Annotated in this window: 22 protein-coding genes and 1 tRNA gene; 7 read left to right on the forward strand and 16 right to left on the reverse strand. The window is 59.8% G+C overall.

Going from position 1 to position 21,247, the window contains the following annotated elements; genetic code table 11:
- Positions 1-20 precede the first annotated feature (20 nt).
- From nqrF to ACXADQ_RS06050, 6 genes are read right to left on the reverse strand one after another with little or no spacing between them, the layout of a single operon-like run.
- Positions 21-1,244: an NADH:ubiquinone reductase (Na(+)-transporting) subunit F gene (gene nqrF, locus ACXADQ_RS06025; protein ID WP_475316738.1), complete on the reverse strand. Its 1,224-nt coding sequence runs from the start codon at positions 1,242-1,244 to the stop codon at positions 21-23.
- A 12-nt stretch (positions 1,245-1,256) separates the two neighbouring features.
- Complete coding sequence (gene nqrE / locus ACXADQ_RS06030) at positions 1,257-1,865, reverse strand: NADH:ubiquinone reductase (Na(+)-transporting) subunit E (protein ID WP_475316745.1); 609 nt, start codon at positions 1,863-1,865, stop codon at positions 1,257-1,259.
- A complete protein-coding gene (locus tag ACXADQ_RS06035; RefSeq protein ID WP_475316749.1) occupies positions 1,865-2,518 on the reverse strand; it encodes an NADH:ubiquinone reductase (Na(+)-transporting) subunit D in 654 nt (217 codons plus the stop codon). Before ACXADQ_RS06035 ends, nqrE begins: the two co-directional genes overlap by 1 nt.
- Entirely contained in the window at positions 2,518-3,336 is an 819-nt protein-coding gene (locus ACXADQ_RS06040; RefSeq protein ID WP_475316756.1) for a Na(+)-translocating NADH-quinone reductase subunit C, read from the reverse strand. Before ACXADQ_RS06040 ends, ACXADQ_RS06035 begins: the two co-directional genes overlap by 1 nt.
- Positions 3,329-4,528, reverse strand: coding sequence for an NADH:ubiquinone reductase (Na(+)-transporting) subunit B (locus ACXADQ_RS06045; protein WP_475316763.1), 1,200 nt, complete (start codon positions 4,526-4,528; stop codon positions 3,329-3,331). Before ACXADQ_RS06045 ends, ACXADQ_RS06040 begins: the two co-directional genes overlap by 8 nt.
- A 3-nt stretch (positions 4,529-4,531) precedes the next feature.
- Positions 4,532-5,872, reverse strand: coding sequence for a Na(+)-translocating NADH-quinone reductase subunit A (locus ACXADQ_RS06050; protein WP_475316768.1), 1,341 nt, complete (start codon positions 5,870-5,872; stop codon positions 4,532-4,534).
- A 201-nt stretch (positions 5,873-6,073) separates the two neighbouring features.
- On the opposite strand from ACXADQ_RS06050, the gene ACXADQ_RS06055 reads away from it, so the two are divergent.
- Together ACXADQ_RS06055 and nqrM are read left to right on the forward strand one after the other, a co-directional pair.
- Entirely contained in the window at positions 6,074-7,060 is a 987-nt protein-coding gene (locus ACXADQ_RS06055; RefSeq protein WP_475316773.1) for an FAD:protein FMN transferase, read from the forward strand.
- A gap of 21 nt (positions 7,061-7,081) precedes the next feature.
- Positions 7,082-7,327, forward strand: a complete 246-nt coding sequence (nqrM, locus tag ACXADQ_RS06060) for a (Na+)-NQR maturation NqrM (protein ID WP_475316779.1) — start codon at positions 7,082-7,084, stop codon at positions 7,325-7,327.
- Between the two features lie 8 nt (positions 7,328-7,335).
- Here nqrM and ACXADQ_RS06065 read toward each other — a convergent pair whose 3' ends face one another.
- Positions 7,336-7,515 (reverse strand): hypothetical protein, encoded by a 180-nt coding sequence (locus tag ACXADQ_RS06065; RefSeq protein ID WP_475316782.1) that lies wholly within the window; start codon positions 7,513-7,515, stop codon positions 7,336-7,338.
- Positions 7,516-7,595: 80 nt separating this feature from the next.
- Here ACXADQ_RS06065 and ACXADQ_RS06070 point away from each other — a divergent pair, with 80 nt between their 5' ends.
- On the forward strand, positions 7,596-8,117 hold the full coding sequence (locus ACXADQ_RS06070; RefSeq protein ID WP_475316785.1) for a CBS domain-containing protein: 522 nt from the start codon (positions 7,596-7,598) through the stop codon (positions 8,115-8,117).
- 91 nt (positions 8,118-8,208) lie between these two features.
- Positions 8,209-8,284: transfer RNA gene (locus ACXADQ_RS06075), tRNA-Thr, on the forward strand.
- A gap of 29 nt (positions 8,285-8,313) precedes the next feature.
- Here the strand turns inward: ACXADQ_RS06075 and ACXADQ_RS06080 are convergent.
- The 9 genes from ACXADQ_RS06080 to ACXADQ_RS06120 form a co-directional block, all read right to left on the reverse strand.
- On the reverse strand, positions 8,314-8,454 hold the full coding sequence (locus ACXADQ_RS06080) for a hypothetical protein (protein ID WP_475316789.1): 141 nt from the start codon (positions 8,452-8,454) through the stop codon (positions 8,314-8,316).
- A gap of 105 nt (positions 8,455-8,559) precedes the next feature.
- Positions 8,560-10,068, reverse strand: coding sequence for a sugar ABC transporter ATP-binding protein (locus ACXADQ_RS06085; protein WP_475316795.1), 1,509 nt, complete (start codon positions 10,066-10,068; stop codon positions 8,560-8,562).
- Complete coding sequence (locus ACXADQ_RS06090) at positions 10,065-11,144, reverse strand: SMP-30/gluconolactonase/LRE family protein (protein WP_475316798.1); 1,080 nt, start codon at positions 11,142-11,144, stop codon at positions 10,065-10,067. The genes ACXADQ_RS06085 and ACXADQ_RS06090 overlap by 4 nt, the downstream gene beginning before the upstream one ends.
- On the reverse strand, positions 11,141-13,273 hold the full coding sequence (locus ACXADQ_RS06095) for an ABC transporter permease (protein WP_475316804.1): 2,133 nt from the start codon (positions 13,271-13,273) through the stop codon (positions 11,141-11,143). The genes ACXADQ_RS06090 and ACXADQ_RS06095 overlap by 4 nt, the downstream gene beginning before the upstream one ends.
- A 79-nt stretch (positions 13,274-13,352) precedes the next feature.
- Complete coding sequence (locus ACXADQ_RS06100; RefSeq protein WP_475316810.1) at positions 13,353-14,348, reverse strand: sugar ABC transporter substrate-binding protein; 996 nt, start codon at positions 14,346-14,348, stop codon at positions 13,353-13,355.
- 44 nt (positions 14,349-14,392) lie between these two features.
- Positions 14,393-15,364 carry an ABC transporter permease gene (locus ACXADQ_RS06105; protein ID WP_475316815.1) on the reverse strand — a complete coding sequence of 324 codons (972 nt, stop codon included), beginning with the start codon at positions 15,362-15,364 and terminating at the stop codon, positions 14,393-14,395.
- A 407-nt stretch (positions 15,365-15,771) separates the two neighbouring features.
- Positions 15,772-17,292 (reverse strand): heme biosynthesis HemY N-terminal domain-containing protein, encoded by a 1,521-nt coding sequence (locus ACXADQ_RS06110; RefSeq protein ID WP_475316821.1) that lies wholly within the window; start codon positions 17,290-17,292, stop codon positions 15,772-15,774.
- Between the two features lie 12 nt (positions 17,293-17,304).
- Positions 17,305-18,555, reverse strand: a complete 1,251-nt coding sequence (locus tag ACXADQ_RS06115; protein ID WP_475316826.1) for a COG4223 family protein — start codon at positions 18,553-18,555, stop codon at positions 17,305-17,307.
- 66 nt (positions 18,556-18,621) lie between these two features.
- A complete protein-coding gene (locus tag ACXADQ_RS06120) occupies positions 18,622-19,320 on the reverse strand; it encodes a uroporphyrinogen-III synthase (RefSeq protein WP_475316831.1) in 699 nt (232 codons plus the stop codon).
- A 73-nt stretch (positions 19,321-19,393) separates the two neighbouring features.
- On the opposite strand from ACXADQ_RS06120, the gene tsaD reads away from it, so the two are divergent.
- The 3 genes from tsaD to ACXADQ_RS06135 are packed head-to-tail and all read left to right on the forward strand — an operon-like array spanning position 19,394 to position 21,231.
- On the forward strand, positions 19,394-20,488 hold the full coding sequence (gene tsaD / locus ACXADQ_RS06125; RefSeq protein ID WP_475316836.1) for a tRNA (adenosine(37)-N6)-threonylcarbamoyltransferase complex transferase subunit TsaD: 1,095 nt from the start codon (positions 19,394-19,396) through the stop codon (positions 20,486-20,488).
- 51 nt (positions 20,489-20,539) lie between these two features.
- Positions 20,540-20,812 carry a YciI family protein gene (locus ACXADQ_RS06130; protein WP_475316840.1) on the forward strand — a complete coding sequence of 91 codons (273 nt, stop codon included), beginning with the start codon at positions 20,540-20,542 and terminating at the stop codon, positions 20,810-20,812.
- Entirely contained in the window at positions 20,812-21,231 is a 420-nt protein-coding gene (locus ACXADQ_RS06135; protein WP_475316846.1) for an EVE domain-containing protein, read from the forward strand. Before ACXADQ_RS06130 ends, ACXADQ_RS06135 begins: the two co-directional genes overlap by 1 nt.
- Positions 21,232-21,247 lie beyond the last annotated feature (16 nt).

Genomic DNA, 21,247 nt, shown 5'->3' on the forward strand with positions numbered 1-21,247 from the left:
TGCCCAGACCGGTTTTCAATTTATCCGCCGAAATCATCCAGCATGATATCTTCGCGATCAACGCCCATTTCCAAGAGCATGTTGATCACCGACTGGTTCATGATGGGCGGGCCACACATGTAGTATTCGCAATCCTCGGGGTTCGGGTGATCCTTGAGGTATTCGTCGTGCAGCACGTTGTGGATAAAGCCGGTGTAGCCACCCCAGTCATCCTCGGGCAGGGCATCCGAAAGCGCCACGTGCCAGGTGAAGTTGGGGAATTCCTTGGCCAGCTCGTCGAAATCTTCGACAAAGAACATCTCTTTCTTGGAACGCGCACCGTACCAGAAGGTGATCTTGCGATCCTTGTTCTTCAGGCGCTTCAGCTGGTCAAAGATGTGCGAACGCATGGGCGCCATACCAGCACCACCGCCGATGAACACCATTTCCTTTTCGGTCTCGCGGGCGAAGAATTCGCCGAACGGGCCGGAAATGGTGACCTTGTCACCCGGCTTCAGGTTGAAGATGTACGAGGACATCTGACCGGCAGGAATACCCGTCGAACCCGGAGGCGGCGAAGCCACGCGGACATTCAGCATGATGATGCCTTTTTCGTCCGGGTAGTTGGCCATCGAATAGGCCCGCTCGATCGGTTCAGCCACCGTGGAGTCGTACTGCCACAGGTTAAATTTGTCCCAGTCTTCGCGATATTCTTCCTGCACGTCGAAATCGGTGTATTTCAACTGGTGCGCCGGGGCTTCGATCTGGATGTAGCCACCCGCACGGAAGTTCACGTCCTCGCCCTCGGGCAGTTCCAGAACCAGCGCCTTGATAAAGGTCGCGACGTTGTCGTTGGAACGAACGGTGCATTCCCATTTCTTAACGCCGAAGACTTCTTCGGGGACTTCGACTTCCATGTCTTGCTTGACCGCCACCTGACAGGACAGACGGTCACCGCAAGCCGCTTCACGCTTGGTGATATGGCTTTCTTCGGTGGGCAGGATCGACCCGCCACCCGAGTGGATTTTCACACGACACTGCGCACAGGTGCCGCCGCCGCCACAGGCCGACGGGACGAACAGCTGTTGTTCCGCCAGCGTTTGCAGCAGCTTGCCACCAGCGGGAACCGAGATGGTCTTCTCGCCGTTGATGGTGATGTTCACGTTGCCGCTGGACACCAGTTTTGACCGAGCGGCCAGAATGATCGTCACAAGCGCAAGGACGATCAGGGTGAACAGGACAATTCCAAGGCCGAATGTTTCCATAACTTTGGATCCTCAGAGTTTCACGCCAGAGAAGGACATGAAGGCCAGAGCCATCAGACCTGCGGTGATAAAGGTGATGCCCAGGCCTTGCAGCCCGTCGGGAATGTCAGAGTATTTCAGCTTTTCCCGCACACCCGCCATTGCGGTGATGGCCAGCGCCCAGCCAAAGCCAGACGAAACGCCATAGGTCGCGGCCTCGGTGAAGTTATAGCCACGCTCCACCATGAACAGCGAGCCACCCAGGATGGCACAGTTCACCGTAATCAGGGGCAGGAAAACACCCAAGGCGTTGTAAAGTGGCGGGAAATACTTGTCCAAAACCATTTCCAGGATTTGAACCAGCGCCGCGATCACCCCGATATACGAGATCAGACCCAGGAAGGTCAGATCGACCTCGGGGAAGCCAGCCCAGGCCAGCGCGCCGGGCGCCAACAGGTAGGACAAGATCAGGTTGTTGGCCGGCACGGTGATCGCTTGCACGATCATCACCGAGATACCAAGACCAATCGCCGTCGAAATCTTTTTCGACACCGCGATGAACGTACACATGCCCAAGAAGAAGGACAGGGCCAGGTTTTCGACAAAGATCGCCTTGACCGCGAGGGAGATGAGACCTTCCATCAGTGCGCCTCCACCGTTTGAATTTTGTATTCACGATCTTCGACCTGACCGGGTTTCCATGTGCGGAAGGCCCAGATGATCAGACCGATGATGAAGAAGGCCGAAGGCGGCAGCAGCAGCAAGCCGTTGGGCACGTACCAGCCGCCGTTGTTGACCGTCTCCAGGATGGTCACACCAAACAGGCTCCCCGAGCCGAACAGCTCGCGAATGACGCCGACCAGCATCAGGATCAGGCCATAGCCCAGACCGTTGCCGACCCCGTCGATAAAGCTGTCGATGGGCGGGTTTTTCATCGCGAAAGCCTCGGCGCGGCCCATGACGATACAGTTGGTGATGATCAGGCCGACAAAAACCGACAGGGTTTTCGAAATCTCAAAGGCGTATGCCTTGAGCATCTGATCCACCAGGATCACCAGCGAGGCGATGATCACCATCTGCACGATGATCCGGATCGAGCCGGGGATCTGGCTGCGGATCATCGAGATGAACATGGACGAAAACGCCGTCACCAACGTCACCGCGATGGCCATCACAAAGGCAACCTGCAAGGACGAGGTCACCGCCAGGGCCGAACAAATGCCCAGCACCTGTAGCGTGATCGGGTTGTTGTCGACCAGCGGATCGACCAGCATTTCTCTGCGCTTATGAGCCATTAGACATTCCCCGCTTTCAGGTTCTCAAGGAACCGGGCATAGCCCGCTTCCCCCATCCAGAAGTTCACCAGGTTGTGGACACCGGCCGTGGTCAGCGTCGCACCGGCCAGTGCATCGATGTGATGCTCGGGGCCAGCGGCCGGAACCGCCTTGGTCACGCTGATTTGCAGCTTGCCGGTTTCATCGGCCAGCTTCTTGCCATTCCACAGGGCTTTCCAACGCGGGTTGTCCACCTCGGCGCCCAGACCGGGCGTTTCGGCGTGTTCATAGAACTGCAACCCGAAGATATCGTTGCCGTTTTCCTCGAGCGCAATGAAGCCATAGAGCGTGGACCACAGGCCATAGCCGTGCAGCGGCAGGATCACCTTGTCGATGGCGCCGGCCTCGTCGCGCAGCAAGTAAACAGTGACAAACTTGCCCTGACGGCCAATGCCCGCCGGGTCATCGCTGAGCGCAACCGAGGTCGCCGGATCATCCGCAGCAGCGCGGTCATCAAAATTGGCCGGGTCGAACTGATCGGTGAATACGCCGGTCTCCAGCTCCAGGATTTGAGGTTCAAAGGCGGCGAAGGCCTCGACCACGTCCTGTGCGGGATCATAGATGCCCGCGACCTGCAGAATGTTGATCTGTTTGTCCTTCAGCGCGTTCACAGCCTGCAGCGGGCGCAAGGCCACGGCAGCTGCGGACACGACGATCGAGGCGACCAGGCAGACAGCAACGGCCACGAAAATCGTCTTACCCACGGTATCAGGCGGCGCATCCAGGAAACGGCGGATGAAACCTTTGGCTTCGGCGGGGGTCTGGTTGTTATCAGCCATGTCGCTTTGCCCTGCGTTTGATGTTGGCCTGAACGACGAAATAGTCGATCAGGGGTGCGAAGACGTTGCCGAACAGGATCGCCAGCATCATGCCTTCGGGGAAGGCGGGGTTCACAACGCGGATCATCACCACCATGAACCCGATTAGCGCACCATAGAAATAGCGCCCCATATTCGTGTGCGAGCCCGAGACAGGTTCGGTCACCATGAACACCAGACCAAAGGCATAGCCGCCCACGACCAGGTGCCAGTACCAAGGCATCGCGAACATCGGATTGGTGTCAGAACCGACCCAGTTCAGCAGCAACGAGAACCCGATCATCCCGGCCAGGCAGCCCACGACCATTCGGTAGTTGGCGATCTTGGTGGCCAACAGGAAGGCCAGGCCGATCAGGCAGGCCAGGGTCGAGGTTTCGCCCATCGAACCGGGGATAAAGCCATAGAAGCTGTCCCACCAGCTCATGCCGCGAGCGGCCAGTTCCTGGTACCCTTCCGATGCGGATACGGCCAGCGCGGTAGCGCCGGTGAAACCGTCGACAGGTACCCAAACGCTGTCGCCGGACAGCTGTGCCGGATAGGCAAAGTACAGGAAGGCACGACCGGTCAGCGCAGGGTTCAAGAAGTTCTTGCCAGTGCCGCCGAACACCTCTTTGCCGATCACGACGCCAAAGATAATGCCCAGTGCAACCTGCCACAGGGGCGTGGTCGCCGGAACGATCAGCGCGTACAGCATCGAAGAAACCAGGAAGCCCTCGTTTACCTCGTGTTTACGGATCGTGGCAAAGACCACCTCGAAAATACCGCCTGCAACCAGCGTCACGATATAGATCGGCAGGAAATACAGCAGCCCGTGCAGCATATTCGCCAGCGGGTTGGCGGCGTTAAAGCCGATACCCAGCCCGTCGATGATGGCCGCGCGCCAGCCCGAGGCGCCAAATTCGGCGATAGCCATGTTGGTCTGATAGCCCGTGTTATACAGCGCCATCAGGATACAGGGGATCGTGGCGATCACGACGTAGGTCATGATCCGCTTCATATCCACATACGAGCGCGCGTGCGGCGCGACGGTGGTCACGGTCTTCGGGGTGTACAGAAAGCTTTCGACCATCTCGTAGATGGGGAAGTATTTCTCGTACTTGCCGCCTTTTTCGAATTGCGGCTCGATCCGATCAAAGAAGTTACGCAGCCCCATGACTTACCCCTCTTTCTCGATCTTGGTGAGGCAGTCGCGCAGGGCGAGGCCATATTCATATTTCGCGGGGCAGGCAAAGCCGACAAGACCCAGGTCTTCTTCGTCCAGTTCCAGCGCGCCCAGCAGCTGAGCCTGGTCGGTGTCCATCACCAGCAGCGCCCGCAGCAATTGCGTGGGCAGGTAATCCTGCGGCATCAGCGTTTCGAAGGTGCCGGTCGGCACCATCGCGCGGCGACCACCGTTGAGGTTCGAGGTCAGCGGGAACTTGGCGCGCGACAGGGCCGAACCCAGCACCGGCTGCACCGCGTATTTGGCAAACATCGGGCGGATCCAACCCATCGGGATTTGCTTGTGATCTTCCTCGATCAAAGTGATCTGACGGGCATAGCGGCCCAGATACCCGTTTGCGCCTTCGCCCATGCGACCGCTGAGGACCGAGCCCGAGATCAAGCGCACCGGCAAATCCTGTGGCAGATCATCGGCGGCCAGATCCGCCATCGAGGCCCCGGCAACGGTCTGGACCAGGCAAGGATCCTTGCAGACCGGACCGGCCAGCGAAATCACGCGCGTGGTATCCAGCGCGCCGGTCAGCAGCAGACGGCCAATCACGATCACGTCGTGATACCCGATGGTCCAGACGGGCTGTTCCGCCTTGGGCGGGTGCAGGAAATGGATATGTGTGCCGGGCAGGCCCGCGGGGTGCGGACCGGCAAAGGCCGCAGGCTCTACGCCCGGCAGATCCCCGCCCGGGATGTCGGCACCGTCCGCCTGACACAGATATGTAGCTCCATCGGTCAGCGTCGCGATGGCTGCCAGGCCTTTCGAGAACGCCTCGGCCTCGGCGGCGATGATCGGCGCGGGATCGGCGGCCAGCGGCTCGGTCTCCATCGCGTTGACGAAAATCGCGGTCGGGCGCGTATCCGGTGCGGGCACCTTGGAATACGGACGCGTCCGGAACGAGGTCCACAAACCCGCAGCGCACAGACGTTCGGCCAGGCCCTCGGGGGTGTCGGCATTCCCAACGCCCGAGAAATCAACAGGCGCGGCGCCCTCTTTGACTTCGATCTCGATACTGATCAGTTTGCGACGCGCCCCGCGGTTGATCGCCTTAACCTGCCCTGAGACGGGCGATACGATCTGAACTTCGGGCATGTCCTTGTCGATCATCACCGGAGAGCCGGCGCCAACCAGGTCTCCTTCGGCGACCAGAATGCGCGGCTTGAGGCCGACATAGTCGTCCCCCAGAATCCCCACAGTCTTGGCAATCGGCTTGGCTTGAATTTCGGCCTTTGGCGCCCCTTGAATTGGGACATCCAGACCTTTTCTTAACGAAAAACGCTTCAACGTCTCTGACCTCTGGCGGAATTTTGTTGGCTTATGCGATACACGGGCCATTTGTGAAAGTGCAAATGTCGACTTTTTGCCTATTTACCTGTTGAAAATGCCCTGAAACTGGCCGAAACGCCTATCCCAAGTCATACTGACCCGAATGGGAATGCTATTGTGTCCGAACCAGCTGTACTCTCTCGCCGATCATTCCTTTTGATGTCTCTGGCCCTTGCGGCGTGTAAACCCAATTCCCGCGTTTTGCGGATCTCGGGCGTCACCATGGGGACCACCTTTAATGTGGTTGCCATCGACAAGAATCGCCGGGTCGACGATGCCGAGGCACGGGCGAAAATTGACGCTGCGTTAGAGACCGTCAATCGACAAATGTCCAACTGGGACAACACGTCCGAAATCTCGCGGTTCAATGCTCAAACAAGCACCAAACCGGTTGCTCTTTCACCCGAACTGATGGGTTTGATGCACGCGGCTGAACAGGTGCACATCGCCAGCGAAGGTCGGTTCGACACCACGATGGGCCCCCTGATCGAGCTGTGGGGATTTGGCAAAGACGGGCAGACGCAATTTCCGACCGACACCCAGATCGTCCAGGCGCTGGCGCGGTCTGGTCATGCGGACACTTTGATTGTTGGTGAAACCACCCTGCAAAAGAAACAGCCCGATACACAGGTGTATCTGGCCGCGATCGCCAAGGGCTATGGCGCGGATCAGGTGGGGCGGGCGTTGGAAACGCTGGGGATCACCGATTACATGGTTGAGATCGGCGGCGACCTTTATGCCTCGGGGACCAACCCGAACGGCCAGCCCTGGCAAATCGGCATCGAGAAACCCGCCGCCCTGTCGGGTGGGCTGATCGATGTGGTCGGAGTGTCGAACCTGGGGATGGCGTCCTCGGGCGATTATCGGAACTATTTCGAACAGGACGGCAAGCGGTTCTCGCACATTATCGACCCTGTCACCGGACGCCCCATCACGCACAAGACCGCCTCGACCACGGTTCTGGCGGAAAACGGCATGTTGGCGGATGCATGGGCGACCGCAATGCTGACTTTGGGCCGCGAAAAAGGACTTATGATCGCAGAAGCACAAAATCTTGCTGTTCTGTTCATTGAACGTGATACAAACTCGGCCGAGCTTGTGTTTAAACCCACTGCAAGTTCGCAATTCACCGCGCTGACGTCGTAATACCCAAAAGGACTTGCCACCATGGCCACGTTTTTCTTTGCTTTCGGACTGCTGCTGCTGATTATTCTGGGCATGTCCCTGGGCGTCATCATGATGAACAAGTCCATCAAGGGCAGCTGCGGTGGCCTGAACGCGATCAGCGACGCGGATCAATGCGTGGTGTGCAAGAAAGACATCGACCCCGACAGCCCTCTGCGCGACCGACTGGCCTGTCCGCGCGCGAAAAAGATGTTGGAACGCGCCCAGTTAGAGGCCGAAAACGCCTGAACCGGGCCTTAGGTCGCCAACGGCACAAATCCCAAAATCAGCAGGCCCGCTGCGGCCAGCGCCCCGTAGAGCCAAAGCTGCCAACGCGGTCCTTCGGCCTTCCAAACACGCCTATATTGATAGCCAAACAGGCAGGCCAGAACAAAGATCACGGTCGCAATCAGGGGTGTCAGCGTGATGTCGGGCAATCTTCTCTCCGCATATTCAGAAATTGCGTTATGGTGGAGGTCATAACCGATATCAACTCGTTCTGGGAGGAAATGCAGACATGCCAACTTCGTATCAGGCTCCAATGCGCAAGGATCAGGCCAAGACCCAAACTCAAAGCCAAAGCCAGTCGACGAACATGCAGTCAGCGGCGGCGTCTGTCGGGGATTTGCTGAAAAACAAGGGCACGGATGTCTATACGATTTCTCCGGATGCAACGCTGCACAGCACGGTTGAAACCCTACGCGACAAACGAATTGGCGCCCTGGTTGTGGCCGACGAGTTGGGCGCCCTAGCCGGCATCCTGTCCGAGCGCGACATCGTGCGCAAACTGGCTGACACACCCGGTCAGACGCTGCCACAGCTGGTCAAGGACGTGATGACCAAGGACGTGGAAACCTGCAGCCCCTCGGATCCGCTGGTGTCTGTCCTCAAGCGCATGACCGAAGGCAGGTTTCGCCACATGCCGGTCCTGGATAACGGGGCCCTGGCCGGGATGGTGACAATCGGCGACGTGATCACCTATCGCCTGACGGAACTAGAACACGAAGCCCTGCAAATGAAACAGCTGATCGTCGGATAACGGCCCAGCGCAGGTGTCCAAGTGCCAGGCACGGCGCTTGGACAAACGTGCTTGCATGGGAAGGCCGGAATGTCTAAACGGTCCCTGCGTCGCCGCATTAGCTCAGCTGGTAGAGCAATCGCTTCGTAAGCGATGGGTCGGGGGTTCAAGTCCCTCATGCGGCACCATTTCCTGCCAAAACCGTTGCGCTCTCGCTTCACGCTGACGTGCCAACACCATCCCCATCAGTGAACGCATCTGCGGGACCGAAATTTCGGCGATCTTCCGGGTTGCTGTTACCAGATATGATTTCCGGCACGAACGAGGTATCGACCACGCGCAAGGCGAACAGGTCCATTTTGATCGTGCGAACCGGATGGACGGTCGCATTGGCAAGATCAGGAGCGCGCGTCAAAGCGCAGGCAGTTGCCCACGCTGTACCCCGCAACCGCCCGACCCAAGCCTAGTGGATCGCTGCATACATGATCCGCTTCTCGTCGGCCTCCTGGGCGGAAAGTTCCTCGACCACCTTGCCTTGCCGCGCGACAAGAATTCGATCGGACAGCGCCAGAATCTCGGGCAGATAGGACGAGATCACAACAACCGCGTTGCCCTCGTCTGCCAGCTTCTCGATCAGCGCATGGATCTCGGCGATGGCACCGACATCGACCCCGCGGGTCGGTTCGTCAAAGATGATCAACTGCGGTTCCTGAACCAGCGATTTGGCGATCACCACTTTCTGCTGGTTCCCGCCTGACAGCTCGATCACGCTGGCCCCGCGCGAGGTCTTTTTGATGTTCAGAGCCTTGGACCACGTCTCGCCAAGCGCCTTTTCCTGACCACGCCGGACCCACAGATCGCGCCAGCGCCGTCGCGCTAGATGAGCGATATGGATGTTGCGCGCGGGGCTCATCATTTCAAAGAAGCCTTCGACCTTTCGGTCTTCGGTGACATAGGCAATTCCGTCCCGGATTGCGGGGGCAGGCGTGCGATAGCGGACCTTGCGACCGTTCAGCTCGATCTCGCCCCCATGCAGCCAGTTGCGTTTCAGGGCCCCGGAAACGATCTTGAACGTTTCTGTGCGCCCGGCGCCGACCAAGCCAAACACCCCGGTTACCTGACCTGCAAAGATCGAGAACGAGGTGTTCTGCACCACCCCCGCCATGCGCAGGTTTTGCACCGACAGAACGCGCGCGCCCTCGAGGCGAACATCGTCTTCATCCCCTCGCTTGTGGCCATAAAAGCTCTGAGACAGGTCCCGCCCGATCATCGCCTTGACGATGGTTTCCCTGTCCAGTTGGCTGGCATCTTCGGTCAGCACGCGCTTGGAATCCCGCAACACTGTGATCCTGTCCGAGATGTCCAGCGCCTCTTCCAATGCATGCGAGATGAACACCACGGACACGCCACGTTTTTTCAGGTCGCGGACCAGTTTGAAAAAGTGCTGCTTTTCCTCGGGAGTCAGCGTCGCGGTGGGTTCGTCAAAGATGATGACCCGCACATTGTGCAAAACAGCTCGGGCGATTTCGACCATCTGCCGCTTTGCAGCCCCCAGCAGCTGTACATTGGCGGTGGGGCTGACATCGAAGTTCAATGATTGCAGAAATTGCTGAGCCGCGATGTTGATGCCCCGCAGGCGATTGAACCAGCTTTCCTGACCCAGAAATAGGTTCTGCGCCACCGTCATAGACGGCACCAGCGAGGTTTCCTGAAACACCATCGCCACGCCCAGGTGCAACGCCTCTTTGGGGCCCGCCGGAGCATGCGGGACACCGTCCAGCAGGATTTCGCCCTCGTCCAGATGCACAACGCCCGAAATGGCCTTTGTTAGGGTCGATTTCCCCGCCCCGTTTTCGCCCAGCAACGAATGGATTTCGCCAGGGCGCAGGTCAAAATCCACCCCGTCGATGGCTGCAGCCCCACCATAGCGTTTGACCGCGCCCTTGATTTCAATGATTGACTCGATTGTCATGCCTGTGCCCCCTCGGCAATTCTGCTGGATGGCAGTCTCAGAATTGCGTTCACACCATGCGAAAGAAAGAACAGCGCGTCCGGGGTTTCGGCCACGGCGGTGATGCCGTGGTGGCACCCGTCGACCCGCGAATGCAACGAGAACACCGGCTGACCGCTGTCCGACAAGCGGATCACCAGGCCATAGCTGCGCGGCGGTGCCCAGGGTTTCAAGACACCCATCTGTTTGATCGCCCCGCCCTGCAAGGGTTCCAGGAACGATGCGGGCGGACGCACTTGGGGGGCGACCCACAGCTCGGGCGGGATCGAGCGCATCATCTCTTCGCGAAAGTCCCGTTCCCGCAGCACGAATTCCACCAGCTGCGTACGGCAGGCAAAGACACTCAGCCAATAGCCTCCACCCGCAGCCGGGCATATCCGCGAGGGATAACCGGGCATGTTTTCCAATACCGGGCGGCCGTCGCTCAGCCGCACCAGGCGATGCCGCCAGCTTTCGCTTGCCCAGATATCTTGATCGTTTAACGCGAGGCCAAAGGCATATCCCAGCCCTTTGCTCAGCACCGAAACACCGCTTGGCGACAGTTTCAGAACCCGGCCATCCTGGCGCAGCTCCATCAGGTCCCGCTGCCATTGCCCCGGGTCGTGCTCGCGGCTGCCATCCGTCGCGATCAGCGCCTCGCCCTGTGCAACAAGCGCATTGATCGCGGTAAAGGCGATGCCGTCGGCCTCGTGCCAGATCTGCCCGTTCTGGTCTCCGCCAAACACTTCGATCCGGCGACCATCAACCGCCAGCGCGAATCCGCCCTGCCACGGTGCAAGCGCCGTGATCTGCCCATCGGTCTGCAGGATTTCGGTGCGCTCTCCTTGCGCTTCGGCCCGGTATAGACCGGCGCCATCGCTAAAATAGATCTGACCGTCATGAGCCACCAGATCGCCCGGCGCCTGCAAGGGCATCCATTCCTCGGCCTCGTCCAGCAGGTGATTTGGTTTCAACACCCCATCGAATACCGGCACCGTCACGGCAGCGCTGCCACGGCCCAGTCGCCGATCGATGAATTCGCGTACGCCCTTGATCATGCGTCACCGCCTTTCTTCCACCGGCGGTCATAATGGACATAGTCCGGTGCGCCTTCCTCTTCGGGCAGTTTGAAACGGCCGATCCGGTTGTTGGACAGACCGCCAAGATACAGCCAGCCCTTGTGTTCCCGCATCGAGGTGATCATGGGGTGGTTCACCCCCTGCGGATCCCAGAGCGATTCCAGCACGTTGCCCTGCAGGTCGATCTTGAACACACATCCGTTGTTGATGTTGGGGAACATCCATTCGTCAAATGGCAAGCGGCGGGTCATACGGCGACGGAAGCCAGGTTTGCGCATGGCCAGATCCAGCGCCGGCCCACGCATCCCCACAAGAGCCACCCAGAAATTGCCATCCGAACCGCGGTTGATGTTGTCCGGATAGCCGGGAAGGTTGTCCAGCAGCACCTCGATGGTGCCTTTCTTTTCCCCCTTGAACCAATACCGGCTGATCGACGCGGCCGAGGTCTGGGCGAACAAGAAGCTCTCTCCGTCATCGCACATGGAAATTCCGTTGGGGAATCGCAGGCGATCGATCTCGGTCTTGGTGGTGCCGGTCTTGGGGTCGTAGCAAATGATACGACCTGCGGGGCGGCTTTCCAGCGCGTCGACGGCGTATTCGCTCATCTCATAGCGACGAGTCGCCTCGGAGAAGTAGATCCGCCCGTCATCCGCGATGTCCAAGTCATCGGCCAGCCGCAACCGGCTGTCGTCATTCACCGACCAAAGCGAGCGATTGGTTTCATCGGTCAGCTTGATCACCTCGCGGTCGGGCGTGACCATATACAAGCCCATGCCACCGACGCAGACACACAGGTTATCATCCTTATCAAAGGCCATACCCAGCGGTTGGCCACCGATATGGGCAAAGATCTCCCATTCAGTGTAATCGGGTGCAAGGAACCGCACGATATCACCGTGGCGCGAGCCGGAATACAGGTTGTCATTGCTGTCCAGGATCACGTCCTCGGGGCCTTCGACATCGCCCAGACCGATCACCTCGACGGCGCGCAGCTTGTCGTTCACCGCCCAAGGGTTGTCGTCTTTGGGTTCGCAAGACGGGGGTGGCGGCAAGCGCAGATAATCCGGAGACACATAGACCGAGGCAATCAAACGGTGGCGGTTCTTGACCCAGCGGATGTCGAACACTGCGGCACCGATCAGGATGGCAGCCAATGCCATGCGGATCGACCCGCCCGACGCCCCCGAGGCCGTCATGCCGTTGGTCATCAGCAATACGATGGCCAGACCCAGCACCGCTTTGGTGACCGAGCCACGACCACCACCAAGGCTGATACCGCCCAGCACAGCTGCGGTCAGGGCCGTGACCTCGAGGCCCAGACCTACGTCGCTGCCGGTGGTGGCCAAACGCGAGGCAAAGAACAGCGCGGCAACAGCCGTCAGCCCACCACTGGCGACATAGGTCATCGCGACGGTGAAGGGGACGTTGATGCCCGCGTTATATGCCGCACGACGCGACCCGCCGATGGCCATCAAATGCCAGCCTGGGCGCAAGCGAGTCAGCAAAACGTGCAACACGACTCCGACCACCGAGAACAGCAGGATGTTGACCGGCAGCCCGCCGAAAGTCCCGTATCCCATCAGGTCCCAAAAGGGGCTTTCGGGGAAACCCATCGCGATCGCAACCGCGTGTTCGGCCACCAGCAGATCATAGATCGCACGGAATACAATCAGGGTGATTAGCGTCGTCAAAAAGGCCCTGAGTCGCAAATATCCGATCAGAACTCCGTTCACCGCGCCAAGCCCCATGCCAACAAGGATCGTCAGCGGTATAGACACAGCCGCTGGCCAGCCGAATTTCTGCATAAACAGCAGGGCCGCGAAGTTGGTCAATGCAAAGATCGACCCGACCGAAAGATCAACGCCTCCGGCCATGATGACGATCGCCAACCCAAGCACGACAAAGCCTGTCTCGCCTGCCTCGCGGGCAATGATGGCCAACTGCGCCGGGTTCGACAATGAAGGAACCCAGGCGGACATGGCGACAAATGTCAGCAGGAAAACCAACGCGGGAATGGCGGTTTCCATCCAGGGTTTGGATAGGACCTCGCCCACAACGTGATCGGGCCAGAGGCGATAACGCCAGCGGATGACAGAGTCTTTGAGCACAAGAAAGCCTGTGGTTTGTATCGTCGGGGAAAATTGGGGGCATGGCGAAGGTGCGCGCCATGCCCTTGGGGTCACGCGATTATTGCTTGATGGTCCAGCAAACGCCCTCGTCATCGGCGTTGGCAGCCGTCACAGGGGTCAGAGTGGTGTACATCTGGCCGCTCATCTGACCGGGTTTGATGCCGGCGGACAGCAGGAACTTGATGGTCGAGGCCAGGTTCGCGCCCTGGTTCGGCACGTTGTAGACCACGTTCAGATCATAGGCACCGGACCGCACCATATCGCAGGCTGCGCGGGTTTCACCGCCACCCGACGTCGCCAGATAGATCTGATCCTGCAATCCGGCCTCTTCGATCGCCGCGGCGTTGCCGGTATCCATGTTGTCCCAGAACCCGATCAGACCGCAAAGGTCAGGGTGCTGTTTCAAAACGGTCTGAGTGATCGACTTGGCCTTGTCCGACTGCCAGCTGGCGGATTGGTTGGACACGACTTCGATACCGGGGTTTTCGGCCAGAACGGATTCAATCCCTTCCATGGTATAGGCCGAGGCAGCGGCAGTCAGGTCACCCTGCACGATCGCAACCTTCCCTTTGCCACCGCAAGATTCGGCCACATGACGTGCCTGGATGGCCCCCATTTCAACCCAGTCCACACCAACATAGGCGGTCGACGGAGTCAGCGAGGACATATTGACCTGCACGATCAGGATGCCCTGGGCCTCGGCCCGTTTGATCAGCCGCGCATAGGTGGTCACGTCAGGGTTATGCACCACGATGACGTCTGGCTTTTCCGCGATCAGCTGAGTCAGCGCCTGCGCGCCCGCCTGGACACTGAAGTTGGGGTCACGCACGATGACCTCGACCCCCTGAGGTTCCAGTTCGGTTTTCAGTTTGTCCAGCCAGCCGATGGCAAGGTCCATCGCCATGGCGCCAGGCAGAAACGCGACGGTTTTCCCGCTCAGCGCCTCGATATAGCCCTCGCGATAGGGCTCTTCCGGTGTTTGGGCCTGCACTGCAGACACGCCCGCCAGGAAAGTTGCGCCTGCCGTTACGGCTGCTTTGAGAAATGTGTTCATTTTGTCCTCCCAGAACTCTGCGCTTTTGCGCTGTTTTGAATTTCTTAGATGTCCCCTTGCTGCGCGGTTTCCTCGTTGCGCGGGTTTAGAAGGGAATCGATGATGATTGCGGCCAACAGAACCAGACCTTTGATCAGGTTCTGCACCGGAAAGCTGACGTTCATGATGGTCACGCCGTTCAGCAAGGTCCCGATCAACAACGTGCCAATCAGCACGTTGGATACACCCCCGCGCCCGCCGGACAGACCAATCCCGCCCAGCACCACCACCAGGATCACGTCGTAAATCCAGGTCGAGTTGAAAATTCGCGTCGACATCGACCCGATCGAGGCCGCCATGACCAAACCGGCGAAAGTCGCGATCAGGGCCGAAGACACATATTGCACCATCACCATCGGGCGTACTGGCACGCCGCCCAGTCGCGCGGCCATCGGATTGTCACCCATGGCGTAGGTATAGACGCCTGCTTTCAACCAACGCAGATAGACCCAGACCAACAGGGCTACGACTGCAAGCAACCAGATCTGCATAGGCAGGCCCAGGATTTGTCCGCGTCCCAGCACCTCGAGCCCGGCCATGGCTTCGGGCCACGGCACTGCCTCGATCGAAAAGAAGAACGCCTGCCCCATCCCGGCAAGGAAAAGCCCGGTGGCCAGCGTCGCGAAAAGCGGCGGCACCTCGGCATAGGCGACCAGCCAACCGTTCACGGCCCCAAACACCGCAGACAGTCCGAACCCCGCCAGCAGCGCAACCCCGATAGAATGCCCATCCGCAACCATTTGCAGAACCAACGCCGTGGGGATCGCCAGTGCCGCAATCATCGACAGATCAACCCCGCGGCCAATCACGATTACGGCCATCCCAAGGCCCAAGATCCCCAAGATCGCCACGCTTTGCAGCAGCGCGATCAGGTTATCCGCCTGAAAGAATCCCGGAAGAAACACCGCAAAGCTGGCAAAAAGCAGTATGAAAATGACAGCAACAATCGCCTGCTGCGAGACCGCAAGTCGTCGCAAGATATCCTCTCCCTGTTTCCTCGCCACCCCGCACCACAAGGGCGCCTCCTACTAGAGCAGCGGAATTTTCAAAGAGTATCAGCCAAGCGAAGTTCAAAATCACATGCACATTTGACATAGATGGCGATGCGCGTTTTGAATAACCTTATAAGTTATTGATTTTAATCCGTTTAGTTTCGGTTCGCGACGGGGTTCCACGCTCGGACCGGGCGTCGTGACTGGAGTCTTGCGCCCCCGTCCCCAACGCGATCGCAACCAAAAAAGGAGGCCACAAGGCCTCCCTCAATGCGGGCAAATTCTGGTGGAAAACAGGAAAGGCGCATGTGCCTTTCCTGCCCATCAGCTTGCCCATTCACAGACTCTGCGTGCTTTGACGACTGGTCGGTTCCGGCCCCAATCCGGCGGGCTTAGCTCTTGTTGTCGGCCGGTGAGTCGGTGACCGGAGGCAGATCGACCACTTCGGCATCGGGGATGACCTCGGGCTCGATCGCCTCGGTCACGTCCTCTTCTGTCTCGGCAGGTTCATCCGCCTGTTCACTGCTGTGATCCTCGAGCGCGCCGACAATCAAAGGCAGCATGGCAACACCCGTCGCTGTGTGCACTTCGGTCGCTGGCGGAGAGGTCCATTCCAGCGTGTCGAAGGCCTGGCAGTTCTCGCAGACCGGCACCCATTCGCTGTGGATGTTGTGGCAGTTGCCGCACACCCACTGAGGCCCGCGCGGCGCGTTCAGCGCCCGTGCCAGCCAGCCTTTGACAATCTGATCCGAGGCCCCCTCGCCGCGCTCGACCGCTGCCATGATGGTCAGTGCTCGCGAATCCGGCTCGTCCTCGATCAGATCGCCCAAGGCGCGGCGGGCCCCGGGGAAATCCTCGGCGGCGATCATCAGCTCGGCCTTGACCAACGCGGTTTCGCGGTGATCCGGGTGCAGTTTGAACAACTGATGGAACCGTTTCAGGCGCGCATCGGCATCCTCGTCCGGTGCGATCGCCGCGAAAGCTGTGGCCAGGTCAGGATGCGGTTGCGCATCCCAAGCCTTGGCCAGCAGGCGCGCGGCCAATTTGGGTTTACCCTTTTCAACATAGCTGTTGGCAGCATAGCAGGCCGCTGGGATCAAATCCGGCGACAGGCGATTGGCCTCGATCGCGGCCTCGCGGGCGTCGATGTCATTGCCATCATCCAGAATATCCTTGGCCTGAGACAGCGCCAGAACGGCATCGCGGCGCTTGTGAACGTCCCGAGGCAACGAGCCGTGTTTCAGCTTTAGATTCAGTGTTTTACGAGCGCCCGACCAATCCCGTGCCTGTGATTGCAGCTTTAGCAGCGTGTCCTGCGTTTCCACGTGTTTGGGGCGCAGGGCGATGGCCTTTTCGGCCAACTGTCGCGCCGTGTCCGCCTCGCCATCCGCGATCTTCTGCTTCATGATCCCACGCACCCCAACAAAACGGGTCCTGTCGTCGGACAGCAGCTTTTTATAGGTCTCCTCGGCCTTTTTGCGGTCCCCGGCCATTTCGGCGGCCTGAGCCGTCAGCAGGTTGGTCAGCTCAGGATTGTCCAGGAACTTCTCGGCCTTGGCGGCCTTGTTCATGGCCAGGCGTGCCTCGCCCGAGGCCAGGGCCATCATGCCTTCGGTCAGCGCTTTGTAGCCCTTGCGTTCGCGGTTGCGATCAAAATACCGGGTCAGAGCAGTTTCATCCCCGTTGATGAACTTCAGCACCGCAACCGTCAGCGAGGCCAGTTTCAACAGCACCCAAACCGCCACGATCAGCACCAGCAACGAAATGACAGCGGTCAGCGGCGTCAGGTTCAGCTCGATCCCGCCCACGGCGATGCGCACACCACCGTCCAGTTCCAACAGATATCCGGCCCCCCAGGTGGCAGCAGCGACCAGGGCGACGAACACAACGATTTTAATAAGCGACCACAACATTTTATCGCCCCCTTAGTTGGACGCCACAGTGGCGCTGAGAGTTTCGGCTGCCGCCACGGCATCCGTGCGGCGGGTGGCTTGGGTCATCCAGTCGGTCAGCTCGACCCGGGCCAGTTCGGGCAGGGATTGCAGCTCGGCCATGGCGTCGGTCAGACGCCCATCCCCCAGCGCGGCCTCGGCGCGGGACAGGATCGCGTCGGCGTCATCGCCTTCTTTGGGTTCAAGCGAGCGCACACCCAATTGGTTGCGCAAGAAACCCCAGACCTTGCCACCGGTGCCTTCGTCCTTGCGCGCAACGGCAAGCGCCTTGCGCGCCGCAGCAGGGTAGCTGTCGGTCAGGCTGGCCAGTGTCGGAATGCCGGTTTCGGCTGTTTCCACCAGGATGGAAGGGACCGAAACGCCTGCCGCCTGCAAATCGGCGACAGGTTCGGCAAAGCCCTTGCCCGTGTCCATCGCGACCTGAATGCGCGACACCGCCGTGCGGATCATCGCCTGTTTCGCCGTAATCTCGGCGCTGGCTTTTTCTGCTTCGGCCTCGTTGATCAATGCTTCGATCTCGGCTTTTTGCTTCTCCATGGCCTCGCGCAGTGCTTCGACTTCGCGTTCATAGGCCGCCACAGCGGCCGCCGAGGCCCCGCCCTCTGCGGGTCGTTTTTCCAGTTCCGTCAGGCGCACGTCCAAGGCCGCCACCAGATCCGAAAGCTGCGCCACAGCGCCGTTCGCGTCATCAACCAACCCGGCCAGCTCGTCCGTGGCCGAGGTATCAGCCGGAGCGGATTTCACCGCGTCCAGGTCTGTCGACAGGCGGGTGATCTGAACAGTCTGTTGCTGCACGGTTGCTGTCAGCTCGGCGACCGCCGCCGCCTGATCCGAGCCATTCAGGCCATTCGGGAACAACACTTGCGAGGCCCCAAACCCAAGGGCCGCAGCAACCGCCCCGCCCAGCACCATGGGGACAAATCCGCCTTTGCGGATCACTTCGGGTTCTGGCGCGGGCGACTCTGGCGCAATTGCGGGCTGTTCTTCGGTGGTATCTGGCTCAGGCGCTTCGGGCTCTGCTTCTTCTTCAACGGGGGCTTCGGCCGCATCCGGGTCCTCCGCCGGATCCTCGATCGTCAGAGCCTCGTCCGGGATGTCAGAGTCTGCTTCGGGCGTTTCAGCCTCGGCTTCGTCTGCGTCGTCGCTTTCTTCGATGATTACCGCGTCTTCAATGACCTCGGTCTGGTCCTCTGGTTTCTTCTTGTCGTTTTCAGGGTCAGACACCTGGACCTTCCTTTCGAATCCGATAACTAAAATTCACATACCAACCTAAAGCTAAATGCCCAGAGTTTAACCCTCAAGTCGGGTCGCTGCGTCTATCAGTCCCTCTAGAAGGTCCAGCATGGCCTTGGCGTTCGGCGCTGCACAGGTATGGATGCGCTCAGCGGGCAGGTTTTTCATATTTTCAGCCACCACCGGGCTGAGCGCCACGCCCCAGACGTTCGGCCCCAGGCCCTGTACGTCGGACAGTATTTTTGCGGTGCGCGGTGAAAAAACAGGCACTAACACGGGGGAATTACCTGTCAGCAGGGACTTGGCGTGCTCTGACAACGGCCGGACCACCTGATCATAGGCAATGGCTTCGCGGGTCAAACAGCCGGCTTCGGTCAATCTTTGGGCAATTTCGCCGCGGGTGTGTTTTCCGCGAATGTGCAGAAATGGGCCAGACTCGCCATCGGCCAAAATCCGCCGGATCAAATCCGAGGCGTCCCCCTCGGCGCTGGTGGCTTGCATCCCGGCGGCTTGGGCTGCGCGGGCCGTGGCATCACCTACGCAGAAACAGCGCATTCCAGCGACTCCAAAAGGCACCGCATTGGCCGAGCTGAAGATCAACGCCCTGGCCTCCCCGATCTCGACGGTCTGCATCAGTGGTTCGATCTGCATCACCGGCGAGATCAGCACGTCCAGCTTGCCGACCCTGTCCCGCAATTGCGCGGCAAAGCGTTCAGACGCGTGTTGTGGCCGTGTCAGCAGGATCGAAGGACGCATAGGCGGGACCGGGATTGTTTGGCGTGCTCTATGGTGTTACCTGCCGTCCATTCATGTTGCAACGGACAGGATCATGACGCGCACTCTTACCATCCTCGGGCTGGAAAGCAGCTGTGATGACACCGCCGCCGCAGTGGTGCGTGTGACAGAGGGCGTGCCACAAATTCTATCATCTGTGGTGCATGGTCAGACGGACCTGCACGCGGCCTATGGGGGCGTTGTCCCCGAAATCGCCGCCCGCGCCCACGCGGAAAAGCTGGATGTCTGCGTGAAACAGGCTCTGGTTCAGGCCGAGCTAGGGTTGAACAACATAGACGCCATCGCCGTCACTGCCGGGCCGGGTCTGATCGGGGGCGTCATCTCGGGCGTGATGTGCGCCAAGGGGCTGGCTGCGGGGACCGGAAAACCACTGATCGGAGTCAACCATCTGGCAGGACACGCGTTGACGCCGCGCCTGACCGACCAGATCGAATTTCCTTACCTGATGCTGTTGGTGTCGGGCGGACATTGCCAGTTTCTGGTTGCGAAGGGCCCCGAGGAATTCACGCGCCTGGGTGGCACCATCGACGACGCCCCTGGCGAGGCCTTTGACAAGACCGCCCGATTGCTGGGCCTACCACAGCCCGGCGGGCCGTCGGTCGAGCGTGACGCACTGAACGGCGACCCCAAAAGGTTCCGTTTTCCGCGTCCTCTGCTGGATCGACCAGGGTGCGATATGTCCTTTTCCGGGCTGAAGACGGCGCTGCTGCGCACACGTGATCAGGTGGTCGCTGAAAAAGGCGGATTGACGCGTCAGGACAGATCCGATCTGAGCGCCGGATTCCAGGCGGCTGTTTGCGATGTTCTGGCTGAAAAAACCCGCCGTGCCTTGGTCGATTATGTGGCTTTGACCCCTGCACAGCCCACCTTGGCAGTCGCGGGCGGGGTCGCGGCAAACAAGGCCATTCGGGGCGCATTAGAGACTGAATGCGAGACGAATGGCGTTCGTTTCACCGCCCCTCCGCTGGCTTTGTGCACCGACAACGCGGCTATGATCGCCTATGCCGGCGCCGAGCGTTTTCTGGCTGGCCACACCGACGATATGACCCTTGTCGCGCGACCGCGCTGGCCGCTGGATCGCAAAAGCCCGGCCCTGCTGGGCGGTGGGAAAAAAGGCGCTAAGGCTTGACGCCCAGCCCCGTCGCCGCAACTGTGCTGAAAACCAAATTCGGAGACTAAAATGCTTGTTTCGCTTTTTGCGCATGACAAACCCGGCGCGCTGGATATTCGCAAAGCCAACCGCGATGCCCATCTGGCCTATATCAAGGAAACTGGCGTTGTCGCGCAGGCCGGGCCGCTGCTGGACGCGGATGAACAGATGAGCGGCTCGTTGGTGGTTCTGGATGTCGAGGACATGGCCGCCGCCGAGGCCTGGGCCGCGGGTGATCCCTATGCCAAGGCCGGGCTGTTTGCCTCGGTCGAGCTGGTTCGCTGGAACAAGGTGATCGGCTGATGCGGTACTGGCTGTTCAAATCCGAGCCCTCGACCTGGAGCTGGGACAATCAGGTCGCCAAGGGCGATGCGGGCGAGGAATGGGACGGCGTGCGCAACTATCAGGCGCGCAACTTCATGCGAGAGATGGCCGTGGGTGATCGCGGTTTCTTCTATCACTCGCAAAAGGAAAAATCCGTGGTGGGCATTGTCGAGGTCATCGCCGAGGCCCACCCCGACAGCACCACCGACGACGAGCGCTGGGAATGCGTAGACATCAAAGCGGTGACTGGGGTGGAAACCCCGGTGACGCTGGACCAGATCAAGGCCCATCCAGAGCTGGAAGAAATGATCCTGGTGCGCAACTCGCGCCTGTCCGTTCAGCCCGTCACCGAAAGCGAATGGAAAATCATCTGTTCAATGGCGGGGGTCCCCGCCTAATCTAAGACCAAACGAA

Source organism: Thalassovita sp. ABM4_323 (assembly GCF_056158665.1).